Here is a 20,004-nt window from a genome sequence, read left to right on the forward strand (position 1 = left end):
ATGCTGCTGATCTGACATTTTATGGCGTATTATTAGCACAATCTGACTATTCGCTGTGGTTGTGGCGCAATTAGGGGTGCACATTCCCGGCGAACATGCCAGAGTGCGGACACTGTTTTTAATTGATCTATTTTCCTGATAATTATGATGTTGAGAATTTTTACTTTTCTGGAGATTCTGCCGGTATGGCGCAGCCGTCGCGCTGCGGCAAAAAAATATCGGGCTGCCAGTGGTCATTCCGAATTTGGCGGCGTGCGGCCGCCTGTGCGGTTGAACCAGACCCCTGCTGGCACCGCGAGCGCTGGGACCTTCCCGGACACGCCGGGTGAAACGGCGGATGCCGATGCCTGGCGGACAATCTCCTGGCTGGGGCTCAGGCACAGCTTCAGCACGATCGAGACGACCCCCTGTCCAGATATGGATATGCCTCGTCCGGCCGAGTGTAACTGAAGGCTCTCTCTTCTGTCTGGAACAAAACCGTGGTCCTGCGGATTAAATTGACAGGTTACAGGGAGTAAAAGACATGGCCAGAGAAAATGCCAGCTATCTCCACGGTCGGGACGCTCCGAAAAGGGAGACGGCAACCCGGGCGCGGCAGGGGTCCAGAGGACGGCCGGTTCTTGTCATTCTGATCGTCAGCTTTCTTCTCGCGCTGGTCGTCTGGGCGGTTGTTGAATATTCGGTTTTTGAGCCGGATGAAAACCGTCCGCAAAGCACGCAGACCGAGACCGCCCCTGTGCCGCAGCAGCCTTCCGGCTCCGGAACCTTCGACAACAACCCTGCAAATGGCCGTGTAGCGCCGCCCGCTTCCACCGACACAAACCCCTCGCGGCAGGACTCGACGGGGGCGCCGCAAAACCCATAGCGACCATGACGTGAAATTTTTCACGACAAATGAATAGTTTGTGTGGAACCAGATTGGCCCCGATTTCATTTCACCCAAAGTGACAGGAATCGGGGGTTTCATTCATGGCAGTCACCGTCACTGCAGTTGTTCTCACGCTGATCGGCCTTGCGCTGTTTGGTTTCGGCTCCCAGCTGGTAATGCTGGGCGGCAGTTTTTATTATGTCCTTTCCGGATTGGCCTTCCTGTTGACGGCCATTCTGCTGTTCAAGCGCAATCGCGCCGCACTCCATGTCTACGCTGTCTTCATTGTCGCGACGCTCGCCTGGGCCGTCTGGGAAGTCGGTTTCGACTGGTGGCAGCTTGGCCCGCGTGGCGGTCTGATCATCATGATTGGTCTGTGGCTTCTGGTCCCGTGGGTTAGAAAGCCGCTTGGTTTTGCGAGCCCGACCGGGCTGAATTATGGCCCCAATGCCTGGCCGCTTGCGCTCTCCGTTCTCGCTTCCATCGTGGTGGCGGGATATTCGATGGCGCAGGATCCGCATGACAAGCCCGGCTCATTGCCTCAGGAGACGGCGTCGGCTACGCCCGCTTATGGTGGCAATGTACCTGACGGTGACTGGCATCAATATGGCCGCACACCCTATGGCCAGCGTTATTCACCGCTGACGCAAGTTAATGTCGACAATGTCTCGCAGCTGAAGGAAGCCTGGCGTTACCAGACGGGTGACGTGAAGCTGCCTGACGATGTGGGTGAAACCACCTATCAGGTGACACCGCTCAAGGTCGGCAACACGCTTTATATCTGCACACCGCATAATTGGGCGATTGCCATCGATGCGGCAACCGGCAAGGAAAAGTGGAAATACGATCCGAATGTCGGTCTCAATCCGGACCGCCAGCACCAGACGTGCCGCGGCGTTTCCTATTATGCTGAACCGAATGCGGCTCAAGGCACGGCATGCGCCGAGCGTGTCTACCTGCCGACCTCGGATGCGCGGCTGATTGCGCTTGATGCTGCGACCGGTCAGGTTTGCACCTCATTTGCCGATCAAGGTGTTCTGCATCTCGAACAGGGCATGAAATACAATCCCGCCGGTTATTATTATTCGACCTCGCCGCCCGTTATCGCGGCGGGCAAGATCATCATCGGCGGCGCGGTGAACGACAACTATTCCACACAGGAACAGTCCGGCGTCATCCGTGCATTCGATGTGAATAGCGGTGCCCTGATCTGGAACTGGGATTCCGGTAATCCGGAAAAGACAGAGCCGATTGCGGCGGGCGAGACCTATACCACCAACTCGCCGAACAGCTGGTCGGTGCTGAGCTATGACGAAGGCCTCGGCCTGGTTTATGTCCCGCTCGGCAATCAGGTGCCGGACCAGCTCGGCATGGGCCGCAGCGAGAATGTGGAGAAATATTCCTCCTCCATTGTCGCGCTCGATATCAACACGGGCAAGGACCGCTGGGTGCGCCAGACGGTCCATCACGATCTCTGGGACATGGATGTTCCGGCCCAGCCTGTGCTGCTCGACATCACCAAGGACGGCCAGAGCGTGCCGGCCCTTGTCGGTCCAACCAAACAGGGCGACATCTATGTGCTCGACCGGCGCACCGGCGAACCGCTTCTGCCGATTACGGAAGAACCGGCACCGGGCGGTGCGATCCCCGAAGACTTCACGTCTCCGACGCAGCCGACCACGGCCTTGTCTTTCAAGCCGGAGCCGCTGAAGGAAAAGGACATGTGGGGCGTCTCCATGTTCGACCAGCTCGCCTGCCGCATCCGCTTCCATCAGCTGAACTACAAGGGCCGTTATACACCGCCCTCGCTTAATGGCTCGATCATCTATCCGGGCAATTTCGGAACGTTCAACTGGGGCAGCGTGGCGGTGGATCCCGAGCGGCAGGTCATGTTCGGCATGCCGACATATCTTGCCTTCACCTCCAAGCTCGTCCCGCGCGATCAGATCCCGCCGAAGGGTCAGGACGAAAAGGGCAGTGAACAGGGCTTGAACCGCAATGATGGCGCGCCCTATGGCGTGTTCATGGGGCCGTTCCTCGGTCCGTTGCAAATCCCCTGCCAGGCGCCGCCATGGGGTTATGTCGCGGGAGCCGATCTGCGCACCGGCGATATCGCCTACAAGCACAAGAACGGCACGGTTTATGACATGACGCCGCTTCCGCTGCCCTTCAAGGTGGGCGTGCCGGGCATTGGCGGGCCGATGATCACCAAGGGCGGCGTCGCCTTCCTCGGTGCGGCCGTCGACAACTATCTGCGCGCCTATGACCTCACCACGGGTAAACAGCTCTGGGAAGCGCGTCTGCCGGCCGGTGGTCAGGCAACGCCCATGACCTATGCGCTGGAAGGCGGCAAGCAATATGTCGTGATGGTTGCCGGTGGCCATGGTTCCGTCGGCACCAAGCCGGGCGACTATGTGATCGCTTATACACTGCCGTAAAACGCGACAGCTTCAGATAAATGAAAAACCGGAATGGGAGACCATTCCGGTTTTTGCTTGTGCGGTCGAAGAGGTGATCACGCCGCCTTTTTCTGTGCCGCAGCATTGATCGAGGTTTTGGCGAGCGATGTCAGCGCATCGTCGGTCTTGCTTTCTTCCTTGAGTGTGGCATCCAGCAACGAAACCGCCTTGGTGTGGCCAAGCTTTTCCGCCCAGGCTTTCAGCGTGCCGTAACGGGCGATTTCATAATGCTCGACGGCCTGGGCCGACGAAATGAGACCGGCATCGAGCGCCGCAGTCCCCTTGAAATCATCGATGATCTCCTCGCCTTCGGCGATGATACCCTGGATTGCTTCGCAGGTCTTGCCCTGCGCCCGCTTGCCGATGATTTCGAATACTTCCTGCAGGCGCTCCACATGACCCTGCGTCTCTTCCTTGTGCTTTTCAAAGGCCTGTTTCAGCTTCGGGTCGGTCGCTGCCCGGGCCATCTTCGGCAGGGCTTTCAGGATCTGCCTTTCGGCGTAATAGATATCCTTCAGCGTGTCGTAAAACAGGTCGTCGAGTTTCTTCTCGGCCATTGTTCCTTCTCCCATGATGTGAAAATGCATGATGTGCGCCATGCGCACGGGAGACAAACCTTTCGTTGCCGCTATGGTTCCGGCTCCGTTGTGCGCAACGTTTATATTGCCACGTGGAACCAACCCGCCTTCCCGAACTTACTGTGTTGAAATTTCGGGAGGAGACGCAACAGTGCCCCAGAGCCTTGCAGAAGAATTTTCCATGAATGTTTCCATGCCTTTCGAGGTGCTGCTGGTGCGCGTGTTCGGCGCCGTCATTCTGTGCGGCCTGATCGGTCTGGAGCGGGAATTTCACAAGAACACCGCCGGTCTGCGCACCAACATGCTGATCGGTCTTGCCGCTGTCACCTTCTGTGTCATCACCATCCACATGATGGAAACCATGGCGGAAGGCCATGAGGCGGCGCGGCTCGATCCCATCCGGCTGGTGGAAGCCGTGACGGCCGGCATTGCCTTTCTCGCGGCAGGCGTGGTCGTTTATACTAAGGGTGATGTCAAAGGCCTGACGACGGGGGCGAGCATGTGGCTTTCGGCAGCGATTGGCCTCTCTGCCGGCCTCGGCATGTGGCCGCTCGCGCTGCTTGCCTCTGGCGTCGGCATCATCGTTCTCTGGACGCTTCGCCGCATGCAGGTGGCCGCCGGTATCAAGGACGAATGAGCGGGCATCAGCCCAAACGGAAAAGATCGGCGTCGGGGTCCGTGCCGCCATTGATGGCGGCAGCCACGATCTCGGCGGCGATCTGGCTGAAGGTGATGCCGTTGCCGCCGAAGCCCATGACGGCATAGACATTCTTCATGCCGGGAACCGCGCCTATCAGCGGCAGGCCGGTGGTGGTGGTGCCAAACGCCGCCGCCCAGCGATATTCCGGTTCGCCGATATCGACACCGAGCAGTTTTTCGATCTTGCTGCGGATAATCTTTGTTTTGGTGGCAAGTTTGCGCTCCGACTGGAAGGAGGTGGGACTTTCCTCATCCTCGCCGCCGGCAATCATGCGTCCGTTCCGATCGGTGCGCAGATAGAGATAGGGGTCGGAAGCCTCCCAGACGATGTGCTTCTCCAGCCAGTCTGGCAGCTCAAGTCCTTTCCTGCTCGCCAGGGCCCAGGTGGAAATGATCTGGTGTTTCGGGCTTTCCAGCATTTTCAGGAATTGATATCCGGTGCAGAAGACGACATTGCGGGCGGACAGGATTTTGCCTTCAGCGGTGGCGAGGACCACCTCGTCGCCGAGATTTCTAAGATCGGTGATTTCAAGCTGCGAGACGATTTCAGCGCCTGCACCCGCCGTGTGGCGCAACAGGCCCGCTGTCAACTGCGCGGGGTTGGCGGAGGCCGAGATGTCGCTGAGAATGGCGGCGGTCCTTTCCAGGCCATATTGTTCTTTCAGTTCCGCAGCATTGAGGAACTTGGCCTTGATGCCAGCCTCCTCGCGCGCAGCCGCTTCCGCCTTCAGCGCGCGTGAACCCATTTCATCTCCGGCGAGGTAAAGCGCCTGCTTGCGCGCCATGCCACAGGAGATGTCGAGCGAAGTGACGATTTCCTCGAGACGCAAGACGGCGCGGGCCGAGCGCTGCCATGCCCTATCGGCGGCATCTTTGCCGATCATCTTTCTCAGTTCCGTCAGCGGTGTGTCTATCTCGTGCTGTATCATCGCGGTGCTGGCCACGCTGCTGCCCATCACCGGTTCGCTTTTGTCGATAACCAGCATGGATTGTCCAGGGCGATGCAGCGCGTGAGACACCAGCGCACCGCTGATGCCGGCGCCGATGACGATCGTGTCGTAACGGTCGGCTTTTGGCGTCGTTCCGCTGCGGATGCCGATGCGTGGGCTATCGGCCCAGACCGGCTTTGAATCCCTGAGATCGCGTTCTTTCGTCAGTTTGGATGTCGGCATGAAATAGTCCTGAGAGGTCTTACGGCTCGGTATAGCCGGAGACGTTGAGATTGAGTGTGCCGCGGCGGGGGTCGTTGCGGAAGAAAAGCGTGCCGGCATCCTTTGATTCCGAAGCGACATAATCGAATGTCACATCAGCGCTTTCCTGCATCGTGCCGTCTTGCTGCAGGTCGCCGCGCACCTGCACCTGTGCCGCCGTCGTCATCGAGAGATTGCGGATATCGAACTTGACGCGGTACTGACCGGACTGCTCCTCCACGCTGGTGACGGCAATTTCGAAACGGGCATCCTCCGGCTGGTAACGATAGATGTCATGGGCGATCCAGCCGAGCATGGCCGCAACGAGAAGCGTGCAGATCGCGCCTGTCACCCATTCTATCCAATGGGGATCGGAACTTTCGGTATGTTTGTTGCCCTTCGATATCGTCATCTTGTCCTCACAGGATCAATCGGGCGGAGGCCGCGCCGATCGAAGCCGGAACGCCGAGAATGACGGCGGCGCTCATGATCTGCGACAGCGAGGTATGGTCGAGACGCTCGAAGGTCCAGAGCGTGTAGATGCTGATGGCGATGGCGATGACATAGCCCGGCAGGGTGAAGCGGATGAAGGATTGCCACCATTGCTGCCCTTCGTGCAGCTGGTGAGAGCCCTTGAAATGGAGCGCATAGACGAAGCCGTGCATGATGGCGACCGACAGCAGGCAAAGCGCCAGAATATGATAGGGCGTCACCTTGTAGGCGATCAGGATCATCTCTTCCGTAGGCGCGACATTGAGGTTCAGAAAGAGCGCGCCGACCATCATCATGAACAGCTCGTGCGGATAACCGGTCTTGCCGGAATATTCGCCTTCTTCCTCGTCCTGTGCGTCGGAATGCTGGCCGAGCTGACTGCGGCCGAGCAGCGCGCCGATGCTCGCTGGCACGGATTGCAGCGCAATCTTGGTGATGATGGTGGAGACGGTGATCTGGTCGTTCAGGATACCGAACAGCAACAGCACAGCGGCGCTGACGGCTATGCCCAGCCCATAGGCCGTGATCGCGTCGCGCAGCGCCTGGCCCCAGGAATGAATATTCTCAAAGCCGATGCGCCGGGCGAGAAGCAGCAGCAGCGGCAGGTTGAGAATGCAAAGCAGCAGCAGCCGCCAGGGATTGATGTAAAGACCGAGGAACCACATTTCCATGGTCATCAGCATGGGCAGGGCAAACAGGAGGGCACCCGCCGTGCCGCGTGCCAGACCGGTCAGAAACTGTCTGACCTCATCGTCAACGGTGTCTTTTCGATTGATCGCTGCCGCCATGCCGCCCCTCACATGGGGGAATAACGCAATGGTGTTTTCCCGGTTCCGCCGGTTTATTTGGCGGGATCGATAAGGGCGATACCGAATTCCCGACGATAGCTGCGCCGCAATTCCGCGGGTGTTTCGCGGATGACCACTTCCAGGGTTGGTCGCACCACGCCCTTCAGAAAATGGCCGCCTTTGGTGGATCCATCCGCAAAGCCCAGAACCACATGCAGATGCGGATTGGGGTCATCGTTTTCATCAAGGGTAATATCGCCGAGCAGGCTCAGAACCTCGCTCTGCTGGGTGACCGGTATTTCCTGGTACGCCCGCGTCGAAAGATCGAAAAAGGCGAGGGTTGCCGTTGCAAAGGCACCGATCGCCGTCACTGACGCAGCGTTGATGTTTTCCGCGCCCGCAAAACGGCGAATGGCATCGAAGGCTTCTTCCTCCGGCTCGACGATGAGAATGAAGGTGCGCTCCGCGCCGCTGGCCAGCAATCTGCTTTTCATGGATGTCTCCCAATAAGAGTGCCGCCGGAGACCGGCGGCACGGATTGTACGGTCCTTAGGCGGCGCGGCGCTCGTGGCGGCCTTCCTCGACCTCTTCGACGATTTTCGCAACGAAGGCATCGAGGTCTTCGGGACTGCGGGAGGTGATGATGCCCTTGTCCGTCACCACCTTTTCGTCCTTCCAGTTGGCGCCGGCATTTTTCAGGTCTGTCTTTATCGACCAGTAGGAGGTGGCGTCACGACCGCGCAGGGCATCCGCTTCCACCAGAAGCCAGGGCGCATGGCAGATGGCGGCCACCACCTTGCCGGATTTGACGAAATCGCGCACCACGCGCATCGCATCCTCATCATGGCGCAGAATATCCGGGTTTATCTGGCCGCCCGGAAGAACCAGCGCGTCGAAATCATCCGATTTGACGTTTTTGGCGGAAAGATCCACCGCGATGCTGTCACCCCAGTTCTTTTTATCCCAGCTCTTGATTTCGCCTGTTTTGATCGAGGCGATCTTTACATCGGCACCCTTTGCCTTCAGCTGATCGTAGGGCACCCTGAGTTCCGAGCGCTCATAGCCGTCAGTTGCGAGAATGACGATTTTTGCAGCGTTGATTGAAGTCATATCTGTCTCCTTCTGTGTTCAGTCGTCCTTGTCCGAATTCACGGAGGGGAGGAAAAATTCCACGTCCTTGCGGCGTTCGGCCTCGAGATTTTCGATGTGCGTTTGCCAGAATGCCTCGGCGTCTGCCGGTTCCTGCTCCCATTGGCGCACGAAGGTCTTGTTGTCGTCGATCATTACCTGGCGTGTGCCGCCGAGCCGCAGGTACTCTTCCGCAAGTTTGCGCGTTTCGGTCTTTTCCATGTCGCAGCTCCTTGTGCGCGGAAATTGGGGACGGAGAGGCGCCGGATGGGTAAGAAGCTCGACTGCCGTTTCGTTGGCCACCGGGAGAAAACGGAAAAATCCCGATGTTCTTCGGCACCATCACGTCCGTTTGACACGGCGGCCCTCCTGCCGGAACAACGTGAGCTTTCCGGTATGGTTCCGCAGTTTTTCTGGCGGCGTCTTTGCCGGGGGCAAATGTATCGCGCGCAATTTTTACCGGAACAAACGGGCAAGTCGCGCTGTTTTACACCCGATGCAGGGGAGGCAGCATGGCAGCCAGACAGAGCGACGGCGAACAGTACGGTCACAACGAAAACAAGGGTTTCTGGTCGATTGACTTCGGCAATTCGCCCGTCATCGGCACGGCCATTCATGACGGCCATTTCATTCGCCCGGAAATGGCCGGGCTGATGGCTCTTTCAGCCGAACAACGGCTGCGCGAGGAAGATCCCTTCACCGGCGAGATGATCTCGGGCCTGACCAATCGTCTCGTCGTTCATCACTCTCGCTTCGAAATCGATCTCAATCGTGCGGCCGATCAGGCGATATACCTGACGCCCGAGCAATCCTGGGGGCTTGAGGTCTGGAAAGAGGAACCGGCAGAGGAGGCGCTTCGGCAATCACTCGATTTCCACGCCGATTATTATGCAATGCTGGAGGCGGCTCTTTCTGCGGTGGAGCGGCGGCATGGCGCCTTTGTGGTGCTGGACGTGCATAGCTATAATCATCGCCGACAGGGCGCTGCTGCGCCTGCAACGGCGCAGGCGGAAGCGCCCGATATCAATATCGGTACATTTTCCATGGATCGCAGCCGCTGGAGCGATGTGGTCAGTGCTGTCGGTCATCATTTCGCGTCAGCGACTATCGGTGGTCGACGCCTTGATGTTCGCGAGAATGTGGCGTTTCAGGGCAAAGGGGAGCAGACCCGCTTCATCCATGAACGATTTGCCGAAAACGGCTGCGCGATCGCAATCGAGTTCAAGAAATTCTTCATGGATGAATGGACGGGAAGGCCGGACACACGCGTGATATCGGATATCCGTGATACAATCGCTGCCCTTCAACCTGTTCTTGAAAAATGCCTGGGGTCGCGGTGATGAGCGTTTCCTCCGCCCGCAGCGAGCCTTCCCCCATCGCCGACCTGGTGGATGATGTCGTCTCCTGCCTGGAGGCCGGCAAGGCTATCCGCCGTGATGTCGGAAAAGACGGCAGGTTGCACATCGACCGGCCGCTGCCGTTCCTCTGCCTGCATCTGACGGGGGGTACGAAAGATCTAGCCGCGCGCGATATAGCCGCCGCCCATGCATCCTATCTCATCGCTTCGACCATTCAGGAGGCCGCACCGCTGATCGAGGCCGTGGGCGCCGCCATGCTGCAGCGTTTCGGCGCCTTCATCGTCCTCGATATCGGTGAACTGGAACACGATATTCTGCTGGCCGACGATTCCCCCTTTCTGCCGCATTATGAGGTTTCCGTTTCAGCGACTTCAGAACCGGAAACGCAGAAAGCCCGCAGGGTCTTCATCAAGGCGGTCTGTGATGCCGAGGTGCGTTTTCGCACGCCGCGTATCACCCGGCCGGAACCGGAATCCGATCCGATCCTCAGGTTTCAGAATGCCGGTCTGGATTTTCCCTGCATCAGCGTGCGCTTCGCGCCGATCTATCGACAGCCGGAATCCGGTGCCGATTATCCCGGTCTGCGCGAAACGATGATTGCCGATCTTTTCGATGCGGGTCTGCAGGCTTTCTCGTCATTTTCCACCGGTATGGATGCGCTGAAGGTCACCAGCCACCGGGCGCTTGGCCGCAAGGCCTTTGTTGATGCCGTCCGGCGGGCCGACCGCTCGGTGGATGAGATCGTTTCATCCTTCGATTTTCTTCTATCCGTCACGCCGATCAATGCCCGCCGGGCGTTTGAGGAGTTTCGCGACGGCAGCTTTCAATTTGCGCCACGCCTGCTTTACCGGCCGCTCGGCGTTGATGTCGAGGAGCAGAAACGCAAGCTGTATTCCGTCGTCTTCGATCATCTGGAAGATCCGGTGCTCTATCATCTCTACCGGGAGAAACAGCAGGAGATCGACCTGCAGCTGACGATGCTTGCGAACCTGCATCATCGCACCTTCACCGATTTTTCACGTGCCTTGTACGGTGCGGTCGAACCGGCGCTCCTGACGTTGGCGCTTCGTGTGCTTGAGGATTGCCCGCGCAGGCAGGAGAGCGGCGAAATCGCCATGGTGGATTGTTACGCGGTCGCCAGGAAATCGCGCGAGATGGTCGAGACCTATCTGGCGGAGGAACCGGAATTCAAGGCTCGCGTCGAAATCCGCGACGACCTGCCGCCCGGACTGATGGTGACGGGCGAGAAGCTTTTGATCTCCCGCCACACCGTCATGGAACAGCGCCGTGTCGAGGCGCTGCTGTCGCATGAGATCGGCGTGCATCTTCTCACCTATTTCAACGGCTCGTTTCAGGGGCTCAGGCTCTTCCGCACCGGCCTTTCCGGTTATGAAGGCGTGCAGGAGGGGCTGGCGGTGCTGGCGGAACATCTGGCCGGTGGCATGACGCGTGAGCGCCTGCGGCTGATTGCCGGCCGCGTCGTCGGCTGCGCCGCCATGCTTGATGGCGCGACATTCGTTGAGACCTTCCGCATCATGACCCGTGAGCACGGTTTCGATGAGGCCGGCGCCTTCAACATGGTGCTGCGCATCTACCGTGGTGGCGGCCTGTCGAAGGATGCGATTTATCTGCGCGGGCTGGCCGAGGTGCTGGAGCATCTGCGCAAGGGCGGGGCGCTTGATCCGTTCTGGATGGGCAAGATCGCCGCTCAACATTTCCCGGTCATGCAGGAACTGGCCCTGCGCGGCCTTTTGCGTCCGCCGGGTGTCAGACCTGTATTTCTGTTGCCCGCCAAGGCCAATGAGCGGCTGGAAAAAATACGGGCGGGATTATCCATTGCCGAACTGGCAACATTATAGGAGGGGCTTCATGCGTATCGCATTTTTCGTCAATTCCATTGAAACCGAAGGGCCGAACTACGCAACCGGCCTGCTGGCCATGGCCGCACTCAATCGTGGCCACGAGGTGGTCTATCTGACACCTGGGGATTTTACCCTGCGTTCAGATGACAGCCTGACCATTCACGCCACCGTGCTGCCGAAGACGAAATACAAGAAATCGGAAGGTTTTCACGCGGCACTTCAGGATAAGGCGCTGGAGCGGCGGACGATGGATGTGGAAGAAATCGATGCGCTGATGCTGCGCAACGACCCCTCGCTCGACCAGACGACGCGGCCATGGGCGGTGCATGCCGGCATCCTGTTCGGGCGGCTTGCCGAACAGCGCGGTGTTGTGGTGCTGAACGATCCCGAAGGTCTGGCGCTGGCGCAGAACAAGCTCTATTTCCAGAGCTTTCCCGAAATCGTCCGCCCGACCACGATCATTTCGCGCAATGTCGAGGAAATCCGCGCCTTTGCCGATGCGCATCCCAAGGGCGTCATCGTCAAGCCGTTGCAGGGCTCCGGCGGCAAGAATGTCTTCAAGATCGGCTCCAGCAAGGAAACCAATCTCAACCAGATTTTCGAGGCAGTCAGCCTTGAGGGTTATCTGATCGCGCAGGCCTATCTGCCGGCTGCGAAGGACGGCGATATCCGCTTCTTCATGATGAATGGCCGGCCGTTGATGCGGGACGGCAAATATGCCGCACTCCGCCGTGTGCCGGCGAAAGGTGACCTGCGCTCCAACATTCACGCCCATGGCACGGCAGAAGCGGTGAAGGTAACGGACGACATCGTGGCGCTTGCCGAAATGATGCGGCCGAAGCTTGTGGAGGACGGCATGTTCCTCGTGGGGCTTGATATCGTTGGTGATAAGATACTGGAAGTGAATGTGTTTTCACCGGGTGGCTTATCGAATATCCTTGAACTCACCAATGTCGATTTCAGCGATACGATCATCGACGCGGTAGAAACCAAAGTCTCCATGCAAGCCGCATCGGGTGGCGCCCTCTCCAACCGGTTGCTCGCGACGCTCTGAACTACTCCCGCAGCTCGGCTGATTGCATCTGCCGATACCAGGCGACGAGGGCCTTGATGCCCTCCTCGACCGGGGTCTGTGGCACGTAACCGGTCAATGCCCTCAAAAGATCGGGTGAGGCAAAGGTGCGGGGAACGTCGCCCTGCTGCATCGGCAGCATGTTGCGGATTGCTGGCTTGCCGACTGCCTTTTCGATCGTTTCGACGAAATGCATCAGCTCCACCGGCTGGCCGCCGCCAATATTGACGACGCGGAAGGGCGCGTGGTGCGAGAGCGTGTCGGTGACGCCTTCCTGCGTGACGCGGTTTTCCTCGGAAGGGATGACCGTGCTCAACCGGACGATGCCCTCCACCAGATCGTCGATATAGGTGAAGTCGCGGCTCATATTGCCTTGGCCGTAAATGTCGATCGGCCGGCCGTTGGAAACCGCGTCGACGAATTTGATCGGCGCCATGTCCGGCCGTCCCCACGGGCCGTAGACCGTGAAGAAGCGGAAGGCGGTGGTGGGCAGCTTGTGTAGATGGGCATAGCTGTGCGCCATCAGCTCCATCGATTTTTTGGTGGCCGCATAAAGCGTCATCGGCTCGTCGGCCTTGTCGCTCTCCGCGAAGGGGATTTTTTCGTTGGCGCCATAGATGGAGGAGGTAGACGCCAGCATCAGGTGTTTGACCTGCAGGCTCCTGGCAAGCTCCAGCATGTTGAAAGAGCCGATGAGATTGGAATCGATATAGGCGCGCGGATTTTCAAGGCTGTAACGAACGCCGGCCTGTGCAGCGAGATGGATGATGATCTCCGGCTCTGCGGCCTCTGCCGCGCGCTTCAGCGCATCGGTATCTTCCAGCATGCCGATTTGCGCCCGGAAGCCGTTGGAGCGGGAAAGAATGGCGTGGCGTTTTTCTTTCAGGCTGACATCGTAATATTGCGTCATGCCGTCGAAGCCGGTCACGAAATGGCCGGCATCCAGCAGCCGCTTTGCCACGTAAAATCCGATGAAGCCTGCCGTGCCGGTAACCAGATAACGCATGATGACTATATCCCGAATCTGTTGGTGCGTTTGCGGTTAAACCGAAACGCGAAAATTGGTTCAGTGAAATTCCAGACGATAAACCGCTAGAGTTCCCTGTCGGAGCCGCCCTCATGTGGGCGGCCGACGGCAGCATAGATGAAGCCATGCGCGGCGACCTCATCCGTGCGGTAAATATTGCGCAGGTCCACCAGAACAGGGTTTTTCATGATCGCCTTCAGGCGCGGCAGATCAAGCGCGCGGAACTGGTTCCATTCCGTCACAATCACCACGGCATCGGCATCTTCCGCCGCCTCGTAGGGACCCGTCGCATAGTCGATATCCTCCATCAGATGGCGGGCATTCGCCATGCCTTCAGGATCGTAACCGACCACTTTCGCTCCACCGTCCTGCAGGGTCTGGATGATGGCGATTGCCGGGCTGTCGCGCATGTCGTCGGTATTCGGCTTGAACGTCAGGCCAAGCACGGCGATTTTCTTGCCGCGCACGTCGCCGCCCACGGCGTTGATGACCTTGCGGCCCATGGCACGCTTGCGGTTGTCGTTGATGGCGATGGTGGTTTCGATCAGCCGCACCGGAGCGTCATAATCCTGCGCGGTCTTGGCAAGCGCCAGCGTGTCCTTCGGGAAACAGGAGCCGCCATAACCGGGGCCGGCATGCAGGAATTTCGGGCCGATGCGGCCATCGAGACCAATGCCGCGCGACACGTCCTGCACATTGGCGCCGACCTTTTCGCACAGGTCAGCCATTTCGTTGATGAAGGTGATCTTCATCGCCAGAAAAGCGTTGGCGGCGTATTTGATGAGTTCCGAGGCGCGCCGCGTGGTAAACAGCAGCGGCGACTGGTTGAGGTAGAGCGGACGGTAAACCTCCGTCATGACAGGACGGGCGCGCTCGTCCGAAAGGCCGACGACGATACGGTCCGGCCGCTTGAAATCCTCGATGGCGGCACCTTCGCGCAGGAATTCCGGGTTGGACACCACGGCGAAATCGGCGGAAGGGTTTTCCTCGCGAATGATGCGCTCCACCTCATCGCCGGTGCCGACCGGAACGGTCGATTTGGTGACGATGACGGTGAAACCGTCGAGCGCATGGGCGATCTCTTTTGCCGCCGCATAGACATAACCAAGATCGGCATGGCCATCGCCGCGCCGCGAGGGCGTGCCGACCGCGATGAAGACGACCTCGGCATTGGCGACGGCAGCGGTTAGATCGGTGGTGAAGCTCAACCGGCCGGCCCGGGCGTTGTTGGCGACAATCGTCTCCAGACCCGGTTCAAAGATCGGAATATGGCCTTTTTTCAGGGCCTCGATCTTCTCCGGCATCTTGTCGACGCAGACCACATCGTGACCGAAATCTGCAAAACACGCGCCGGACACGAGGCCGACATAACCCGAACCGATCATCACAATCCGCATTCTTTTTCCTTTCGGTTAGCGAGGCCATGTTAACGCGGCAATACCAGCCGGGGAAATCGGCGGGTGAAAATCACACGATAATATTTAGCCGCCTTCACGCCCGTCGCCAAGCGCCACGATGAACATCGGCTAACCTCTTTCCATGACGGTGATGTGATGGCGGCGGCGGGACAAATTTGCCGCACCTTGCAGCCATTTGCACCGGTCGTGTTCAATCGTGTCATTTTGCGGTTTTTCCGGCTTGCACTCATAGGTAGCCGGGTCTAGCCATAGGGGTGAGGATCAAATCTGCCAGACTGTCTGTCCCTCAAAGGGGCGTCCGGGTCGCGTTTCACGCGGCCGGGAGAAGCTTTGCGTTGCGGTCGGTGTTCGGGGACGTTCAAATGCAAAAGGGTTTTCTGCTCGGTCTGTTCGCTTATGCGACCTTTTCCATGGGCGATGCCACCATCAAGTCGCTGGGATCACAGATCAGCGTTTTCGAAATTGGCTTTTTCAGCATCCTCTTCTCAGGCATCTTCATCTTCTTCAGCAAACCGCGTGAGGAAAGGTGGCGTGAATTCTGGCGCATGAGCCGACCATTCGCCGTGCATGGGCGCGCGATTTCCGGTCTCTTCGCCGGCATTTTCGGCATCTATGCCTTCACCACCATTCCGCTGGCGGAAGCCTATGCACTGATCTTTCTGTCGCCGCTTTTCGTAACCGTCCTTTCCGCCGTGGTGCTGAAGGAAAATATCGGCCCTTGGCGCTGGGCAGCGGTTCTGGCCGGCATTGTCGGAGTTATTCTCGTGGTGCGGCCGGGTTTCAAGACGCTGGAACTCGGGCATATCGCCGCCATCGGTGTGGCCTTCCTGGCGGCGATGACCATCGTTTTGCTGCGCTCGCTTGCGGGCAAGGAAAAGCGCACCTCGATCATGGGTGTGCTGTTGATTTACGGCCTGACTTTTAATGGCATCGCTTCCATTCCCGATTTCGTCATGCCCAACCTGCACCAGCTTCTGGCCTTCGCCTTCATCGGCCTTTGCACGGCGACGGGACAGATCACCCTTCTGGTTGCGACCCGCATTGCGCCGGCGAGCCAGATTGCGCCCTCGCATTATTCGCAGATCCTCTGGGCGGTGGCGATCGGCATGACCTTCTTTCACGAATACCCCGATGCCATCGCGGTGCTGGGTCTGGCTGTCATCGCCGCATCGGGGTTGCTCACGATGATCCGCGAAAAGGTAAGGCTCGGCACCGTGCGCTGGAACCCGTTTTTCCGCAATCGTCTTTGAGCGCATCTGCCGATCGGAAACAGTGCGTCAACCGAAGCGTGGCTTGTGACGCGGTGGCGACCCGGCCCATAAGGTTTTCATCTTTAGATGAACAGGGAGCCGCAAATGCTCGTGGATGGAAAATGGACCGCCGAATGGCATCCGGTGCAGGCAACCGACAAGAAGGGCGGCTTCGTTCGCCAGACCTCCGGTTTCCGCAACTGGGTAACGCCTGATGGTTCGGCAGGGCCAACGGGCGAGGGCGGTTTTGCGGCCGAGGCCGGTCGCTACCACCTCTATGTCGCGCTGATCTGCCCCTGGGCATCGCGAACGCTGATCGGCCGCAAGCTCAAGAAGCTTGAAGAGGTGATTTCCGTTTCCGTTGTCGAGCCGGCGCTTTCCGACGAGGGCTGGAAATTCGGCGACTATCCGGGTTCGGATCGGGACACGCTGAACGGTTTCACTCACGTGCATGAGGCCTATACCAGCGCCGACCCGCATTACACCGGCCGTGCCACCGTGCCAGTACTTTGGGACAGGAAGACAAAAACCATCGTCAACAATGAATCCGCCGATATTCTGCGCATGCTGAATTCCGGTTTCGGTGATCTCGCCGATAATGCGATTGACCTTTATCCGGAGGCGCTGCGCGATGGGATCGACGCTCTCAACGAGCATATCTATCTGCGTCTCAATAACGGCGTTTACAGAACCGGTTTTGCAACGACGCAAGTTGCCTATGAGGAAGCCTTCGCCGACGTCTTCGCGACGCTCGATGAGCTTGAGACGCGGTTGGTAACGGGTGGGCCTTTCCTGTTCGGTGATCTTCTGACCGAAACGGATGTCCGGCTTTTCGTGACGCTGGTTCGTTTCGATGCCGCCTATTACGGCCTGTTCAAATGCAATCTTCGTCGCGTCGCCGATTATCCTGCGCTGCAGGCCTATATGATGCGGGTGCTGAACGTTCCCGGCGTGCGCGACACGGTCAATATCGACCATATCAAGCGCGGTTATTATTCCATCAAGGCGCTCAATCCGACCCGCATCGTGCCGGTCGGTCCCGACCTTCCGGGCCTTGATGAGGTTTCCCTCCCGTCCTCGAAGTGACCGGATAACGGACTAGACCGGCTTGCCGACCTGATCGAGCAGCCAGACCTGAAAAGCGCGGGCAAGCGCATTGTCCTGCCGTCCTTCCGGCAGGGCGACGTAATAGCTCTTGTCGGTCTGCAAGGGGATGTCGAAGACGATTTCGAGGCGGCCGGAGGCAAGTTCCGCCTCGATGAGATATTTCGGCAGGAGGGCGAAACCGATGCCGCTTGCGGCGGCTTCTATGATCATCGAGAACTGGTCGAAACGGCTGCCATGATAGGCATTATCCGCCGTCACCCCGTTCATCTCCAGCCATTCCGTCCACAGTTTCGGCCGCGTCGTCACATGCAGCAATGACTGTCCGGCCAAATCCTGCGCCCGGTTCACGGCGGTACGGCGGAGCAGGGCGGGGCTCGCGACCGGCACGATCACCTCGTTGCATAAGAACGTGCAGGTTCCATGCGCCCAGACCGGCTGGCCATAATGAATGGCGAGATCGAACCCTTCCTCATCGAAATCGAAGGGATGCGAGCGCGAGCCGATCGTGATCGCCATATCGGGATTGGCCTCGATGAAGCGGGAGAGGCGCGGCATCAGCCAGCGGCTGCCAAAGGTTGGTAACGTTGCGACGGACAGGGAGGCGTGCGATGTCCCGGCCGAGACCGCACGCACCATCAGCTGTTCGGATTGCTGCAACAGGCGCCGCACATCGGGCAGGAATTTGCGCCCCGCCTCCGAAAGCACGACACGCCTGCGGATGCGCTCGAAAAGCTGCATTCCGGTCTGTGCTTCCAGTTCGCCGATCTGCCGGCTCACCGCGCTTTGTGTGAGGTTGAGTTCTTCCGCGGCGCGGGTAAAATTGCCGTGCCTTGCCGCGCATTCAAACGCCTGCAGGGTGACGATATCGGGGACCAGTCTTCTGCGCGGATCCATTCCATTCTCGCATCAACTTACCCGCTTTCCTCATTGGAAAAGGGTTGTTATGCCCATATATGATTACGGGAAAGAATGGAATGGTGTTTTGCCGGCTTGGCGGCACCGTTGACAAATTCGGGGAAAGAAAAGCGACGGGAGTTGAAAGCGCCGTATCAAAAACGGCCTTTCCTCCCCTTTAAGCCAAAAAGGACAATTGGACATGGATGCGACCACGAAGCTTGACGTGAAACAGGAAGCCGCCGCCCTGCTCGACAGGATGGGTGTTGCCCGCGATCTTTATACCGGCGGCAACATGGCGTCCTTCAGCCCGGTGACGGGTGAACAGGTCGCAAACCTGAAGACCGTTTCGGTCGAGGGCGTGGCAGCCGTGGTCGATAAGGCCGATGCCGCCTTCAAGCAATGGCGCAATGTGCCGGCACCCCGTCGTGGCGAGCTGGTCCGGTTGCTCGGCGAAGAGCTGCGCGCCTTCAAGACCGATCTCGGCCGTCTCGTGTCGCTGGAAGCGGGCAAGATCCCGTCTGAAGGTCTCGGCGAAGTGCAGGAAATGATCGATATCTGCGATTTCGCCGTCGGTCTTTCCCGCCAGCTTTATGGCCTCACCATCGCCACCGAACGTCCCGGCCACCGCATGATGGAGACCTGGCATCCGCTCGGTGTCGTCGGCGTCATCTCGGCCTTCAATTTCCCCGTCGCCGTCTGGTCGTGGAATGCAGCGCTTGCCATCGTCTGCGGCAATTCGGTGGTCTGGAAGCCTTCGGAAAAGACGCCGCTGACGGCGCTGGCCGTTCAGGGCATCTTCGAACGCGCTAGCGCCCGCTTCGGCGATGCGCCGGACGGTCTTTCGCAGCTGCTGATCGGTGATCGTGCCGTGGGTGAAGCATTGGTGGATAATCCCAAGGTACCGCTGGTCTCTGCCACCGGCTCCACCCGCATGGGCCGTGATGTCGGCCCGCGTCTGGCGAAGCGTTTTGCCCGCGCCATTCTGGAACTCGGCGGCAACAATGCCGGCATCGTCTGCCCTTCCGCCGATCTCGACATGGCGCTGCGCGCCATCGCCTTCGGGGCTATGGGCACGGCCGGCCAGCGCTGCACCACGCTTCGCCGTCTCTTCGTGCATGACAGCGTTTACGACCAACTCGTGCCGCGCCTGAAAAAGGCTTATGCCTCCGTCTCCGTCGGCAATCCGCTGGAAACCTCCGCGCTCGTCGGTCCGCTGGTCGACAAGGCGGCTTTTGACGGCATGCAGAAGGCGCTCGAGGCGGCGAAAGCCCATGACGGCGTGGTGAATGGCGGCGGCCGCGTGGATATTGGCGCGGCGGGTGCCTATTATGTGAAGCCCGCGCTCGTCGAAATGCCTGAACAGGTTGGCCCGGTGCTGGAAGAGACCTTCGCGCCGATCCTCTATGTCATGAAATACAGCGATCTCGATCAGGCGATAGACGCGCATAACGCCGTCGCTGCCGGTCTTTCATCGTCGATCTTCACCCGCGACATTCAGGAATCGGAACGTTTCCTGTCGTCGGAAGGCTCGGATTGCGGCATCGCCAATGTCAATATCGGCACATCGGGCGCAGAAATCGGCGGCGCTTTCGGTGGTGAGAAGGAAACCGGCGGCGGCCGTGAATCCGGTTCGGATGCGTGGAAGGCCTATATGCGCCGCGCCACCAACACGGTCAATTATTCCAAGTCGCTGCCGCTGGCGCAGGGCGTGTCCTTCGACATCGAATGACATCTGTGACCTGTCGCTCGTCCGGAGCGATGATGATCTGTGGTATTGCTTTTATCGGCGCGGATTTTTCCGCGCCGATTTG

The 20,004-nt window shown here is 59.0% G+C and carries 19 protein-coding genes; 9 read left to right on the top strand and 10 right to left on the bottom strand.

Annotation, left to right across the window (positions count from 1 at the left end):
* The first annotated feature begins 523 nt into the window (after positions 1–523).
* On the top strand, positions 524–865 hold the full coding sequence (locus CFBP6623_RS21130; RefSeq protein ID WP_046802126.1) for a hypothetical protein: 342 nt from the start codon (positions 524–526) through the stop codon (positions 863–865).
* Between the two features lie 104 nt (positions 866–969).
* The gene (locus CFBP6623_RS21135; RefSeq protein WP_046802125.1) at positions 970–3,306 is read left to right on the top strand and encodes a glucose/quinate/shikimate family membrane-bound PQQ-dependent dehydrogenase; all 2,337 of its coding nucleotides are present in this window, start codon (positions 970–972) and stop codon (positions 3,304–3,306) included.
* Between the two features lie 77 nt (positions 3,307–3,383).
* On the opposite strand, the gene CFBP6623_RS21140 is transcribed toward CFBP6623_RS21135, so the two are convergent.
* Entirely contained in the window at positions 3,384–3,884 is a 501-nt protein-coding gene (locus CFBP6623_RS21140; protein WP_046802124.1) for a ferritin-like domain-containing protein, read from the bottom strand.
* A 172-nt stretch (positions 3,885–4,056) separates the two neighbouring features.
* Here CFBP6623_RS21140 and CFBP6623_RS21145 point away from each other — a divergent pair, with 172 nt between their 5' ends.
* Positions 4,057–4,542, top strand: coding sequence for an MgtC/SapB family protein (locus tag CFBP6623_RS21145; protein ID WP_080842892.1), 486 nt, complete (start codon positions 4,057–4,059; stop codon positions 4,540–4,542).
* A gap of 7 nt (positions 4,543–4,549) precedes the next feature.
* Here the strand turns inward: CFBP6623_RS21145 and CFBP6623_RS21150 are convergent, their stop codons facing one another.
* Genes CFBP6623_RS21150 through CFBP6623_RS21175 form a run of 6 tightly spaced genes read right to left on the bottom strand, consistent with a single transcriptional unit; the run spans position 4,550 to position 8,424 of the window.
* A complete protein-coding gene (locus CFBP6623_RS21150) occupies positions 4,550–5,776 on the bottom strand; it encodes an NAD(P)/FAD-dependent oxidoreductase (protein WP_046802123.1) in 1,227 nt (408 codons plus the stop codon).
* 19 nt (positions 5,777–5,795) lie between these two features.
* Positions 5,796–6,206, bottom strand: coding sequence for a TIGR02588 family protein (locus CFBP6623_RS21155; protein ID WP_046802122.1), 411 nt, complete (start codon positions 6,204–6,206; stop codon positions 5,796–5,798).
* 7 nt (positions 6,207–6,213) lie between these two features.
* A complete protein-coding gene (locus tag CFBP6623_RS21160; protein WP_046802121.1) occupies positions 6,214–7,074 on the bottom strand; it encodes a TIGR02587 family membrane protein in 861 nt (286 codons plus the stop codon).
* Between the two features lie 53 nt (positions 7,075–7,127).
* On the bottom strand, positions 7,128–7,568 hold the full coding sequence (locus tag CFBP6623_RS21165; protein ID WP_046802120.1) for a PPC domain-containing DNA-binding protein: 441 nt from the start codon (positions 7,566–7,568) through the stop codon (positions 7,128–7,130).
* A gap of 55 nt (positions 7,569–7,623) precedes the next feature.
* Positions 7,624–8,184: a type 1 glutamine amidotransferase domain-containing protein gene (locus tag CFBP6623_RS21170; RefSeq protein WP_046802119.1), complete on the bottom strand. Its 561-nt coding sequence runs from the start codon at positions 8,182–8,184 to the stop codon at positions 7,624–7,626.
* An 18-nt stretch (positions 8,185–8,202) separates the two neighbouring features.
* Positions 8,203–8,424, bottom strand: coding sequence for a hypothetical protein (locus CFBP6623_RS21175; protein ID WP_046802118.1), 222 nt, complete (start codon positions 8,422–8,424; stop codon positions 8,203–8,205).
* Positions 8,425–8,714: 290 nt separating this feature from the next.
* On the opposite strand from CFBP6623_RS21175, the gene CFBP6623_RS21185 reads away from it, so the two are divergent.
* Genes CFBP6623_RS21185 through CFBP6623_RS21195 form a run of 3 tightly spaced genes read left to right on the top strand, consistent with a single transcriptional unit; the run spans position 8,715 to position 12,476 of the window.
* Entirely contained in the window at positions 8,715–9,542 is an 828-nt protein-coding gene (locus CFBP6623_RS21185) for an N-formylglutamate amidohydrolase (RefSeq protein WP_046802117.1), read from the top strand.
* The gene (locus CFBP6623_RS21190; protein ID WP_046802116.1) at positions 9,542–11,419 is read left to right on the top strand and encodes a flavohemoglobin expression-modulating QEGLA motif protein; all 1,878 of its coding nucleotides are present in this window, start codon (positions 9,542–9,544) and stop codon (positions 11,417–11,419) included. Before CFBP6623_RS21185 ends, CFBP6623_RS21190 begins: the two co-directional genes overlap by 1 nt.
* Positions 11,420–11,429: 10 nt before the next feature.
* Complete coding sequence (locus CFBP6623_RS21195) at positions 11,430–12,476, top strand: glutathione synthase (RefSeq protein ID WP_046802115.1); 1,047 nt, start codon at positions 11,430–11,432, stop codon at positions 12,474–12,476.
* 1 nt (position 12,477) lies between these two features.
* Here the strand turns inward: CFBP6623_RS21195 and CFBP6623_RS21200 are convergent, their stop codons facing one another.
* Positions 12,478–13,500 carry an NAD-dependent epimerase gene (locus CFBP6623_RS21200; RefSeq protein ID WP_046802114.1) on the bottom strand — a complete coding sequence of 341 codons (1,023 nt, stop codon included), beginning with the start codon at positions 13,498–13,500 and terminating at the stop codon, positions 12,478–12,480.
* Between the two features lie 86 nt (positions 13,501–13,586).
* The gene (locus CFBP6623_RS21205; protein WP_046802113.1) at positions 13,587–14,918 is read right to left on the bottom strand and encodes a UDP-glucose dehydrogenase family protein; all 1,332 of its coding nucleotides are present in this window, start codon (positions 14,916–14,918) and stop codon (positions 13,587–13,589) included.
* 383 nt (positions 14,919–15,301) lie between these two features.
* Between CFBP6623_RS21205 and CFBP6623_RS21210 the strand changes: the two genes are divergently transcribed.
* Both CFBP6623_RS21210 and CFBP6623_RS21215 read left to right on the top strand, forming a co-directional pair.
* Positions 15,302–16,189: a DMT family transporter gene (locus tag CFBP6623_RS21210; protein WP_006313912.1), complete on the top strand. Its 888-nt coding sequence runs from the start codon at positions 15,302–15,304 to the stop codon at positions 16,187–16,189.
* Positions 16,190–16,294: 105 nt separating this feature from the next.
* Positions 16,295–17,275 (top strand): glutathione S-transferase family protein, encoded by a 981-nt coding sequence (locus CFBP6623_RS21215; RefSeq protein WP_046802112.1) that lies wholly within the window; start codon positions 16,295–16,297, stop codon positions 17,273–17,275.
* Positions 17,276–17,287: 12 nt separating this feature from the next.
* On the opposite strand, the gene CFBP6623_RS21220 is transcribed toward CFBP6623_RS21215, so the two are convergent.
* The gene (locus CFBP6623_RS21220; protein WP_046802111.1) at positions 17,288–18,190 is read right to left on the bottom strand and encodes a LysR family transcriptional regulator; all 903 of its coding nucleotides are present in this window, start codon (positions 18,188–18,190) and stop codon (positions 17,288–17,290) included.
* Positions 18,191–18,392: 202 nt separating this feature from the next.
* On the opposite strand from CFBP6623_RS21220, the gene CFBP6623_RS21225 reads away from it, so the two are divergent.
* The gene (locus tag CFBP6623_RS21225; protein ID WP_046802110.1) at positions 18,393–19,922 is read left to right on the top strand and encodes an aldehyde dehydrogenase family protein; all 1,530 of its coding nucleotides are present in this window, start codon (positions 18,393–18,395) and stop codon (positions 19,920–19,922) included.
* The last annotated feature ends 82 nt before the right edge of the window (positions 19,923–20,004 follow it).

It is taken from the genome of Agrobacterium tumefaciens, assembly GCF_005221385.1.
GTDB lineage: Bacteria > Pseudomonadota > Alphaproteobacteria > Rhizobiales > Rhizobiaceae > Agrobacterium > Agrobacterium tomkonis.

What these genes read in the sequence shown, in the direction of transcription:
- CFBP6623_RS21130 (WP_046802126.1), top strand. Translation starts at nt 524, where the DNA reads ATGGCCAGAGAAAATGCCAGCTATCTCCACGGTCGGGACGCTCCGAAA.
- CFBP6623_RS21135 (WP_046802125.1), top strand. Translation starts at nt 970, where the DNA reads ATGGCAGTCACCGTCACTGCAGTTGTTCTCACGCTGATCGGCCTTGCG.
- CFBP6623_RS21140 (WP_046802124.1), bottom strand. Translation starts at nt 3,884, where the DNA reads ATGGCCGAGAAGAAACTCGACGACCTGTTTTACGACACGCTGAAGGAT.
- CFBP6623_RS21150 (WP_046802123.1), bottom strand. Translation starts at nt 5,776, where the DNA reads ATGCCGACATCCAAACTGACGAAAGAACGCGATCTCAGGGATTCAAAG.
- CFBP6623_RS21155 (WP_046802122.1), bottom strand. Translation starts at nt 6,206, where the DNA reads ATGACGATATCGAAGGGCAACAAACATACCGAAAGTTCCGATCCCCAT.
- CFBP6623_RS21160 (WP_046802121.1), bottom strand. Translation starts at nt 7,074, where the DNA reads ATGGCGGCAGCGATCAATCGAAAAGACACCGTTGACGATGAGGTCAGA.
- CFBP6623_RS21165 (WP_046802120.1), bottom strand. Translation starts at nt 7,568, where the DNA reads ATGAAAAGCAGATTGCTGGCCAGCGGCGCGGAGCGCACCTTCATTCTC.
- CFBP6623_RS21170 (WP_046802119.1), bottom strand. Translation starts at nt 8,184, where the DNA reads ATGACTTCAATCAACGCTGCAAAAATCGTCATTCTCGCAACTGACGGC.
- CFBP6623_RS21175 (WP_046802118.1), bottom strand. Translation starts at nt 8,424, where the DNA reads ATGGAAAAGACCGAAACGCGCAAACTTGCGGAAGAGTACCTGCGGCTC.
- CFBP6623_RS21185 (WP_046802117.1), top strand. Translation starts at nt 8,715, where the DNA reads ATGGCAGCCAGACAGAGCGACGGCGAACAGTACGGTCACAACGAAAAC.
- CFBP6623_RS21190 (WP_046802116.1), top strand. Translation starts at nt 9,542, where the DNA reads ATGAGCGTTTCCTCCGCCCGCAGCGAGCCTTCCCCCATCGCCGACCTG.
- CFBP6623_RS21195 (WP_046802115.1), top strand. Translation starts at nt 11,430, where the DNA reads ATGCGTATCGCATTTTTCGTCAATTCCATTGAAACCGAAGGGCCGAAC.
- CFBP6623_RS21200 (WP_046802114.1), bottom strand. Translation starts at nt 13,500, where the DNA reads ATGCGTTATCTGGTTACCGGCACGGCAGGCTTCATCGGATTTTACGTG.
- CFBP6623_RS21205 (WP_046802113.1), bottom strand. Translation starts at nt 14,918, where the DNA reads ATGCGGATTGTGATGATCGGTTCGGGTTATGTCGGCCTCGTGTCCGGC.
- CFBP6623_RS21210 (WP_006313912.1), top strand. Translation starts at nt 15,302, where the DNA reads ATGCAAAAGGGTTTTCTGCTCGGTCTGTTCGCTTATGCGACCTTTTCC.
- CFBP6623_RS21215 (WP_046802112.1), top strand. Translation starts at nt 16,295, where the DNA reads ATGCTCGTGGATGGAAAATGGACCGCCGAATGGCATCCGGTGCAGGCA.
- CFBP6623_RS21220 (WP_046802111.1), bottom strand. Translation starts at nt 18,190, where the DNA reads ATGGATCCGCGCAGAAGACTGGTCCCCGATATCGTCACCCTGCAGGCG.
- CFBP6623_RS21225 (WP_046802110.1), top strand. Translation starts at nt 18,393, where the DNA reads ATGGATGCGACCACGAAGCTTGACGTGAAACAGGAAGCCGCCGCCCTG.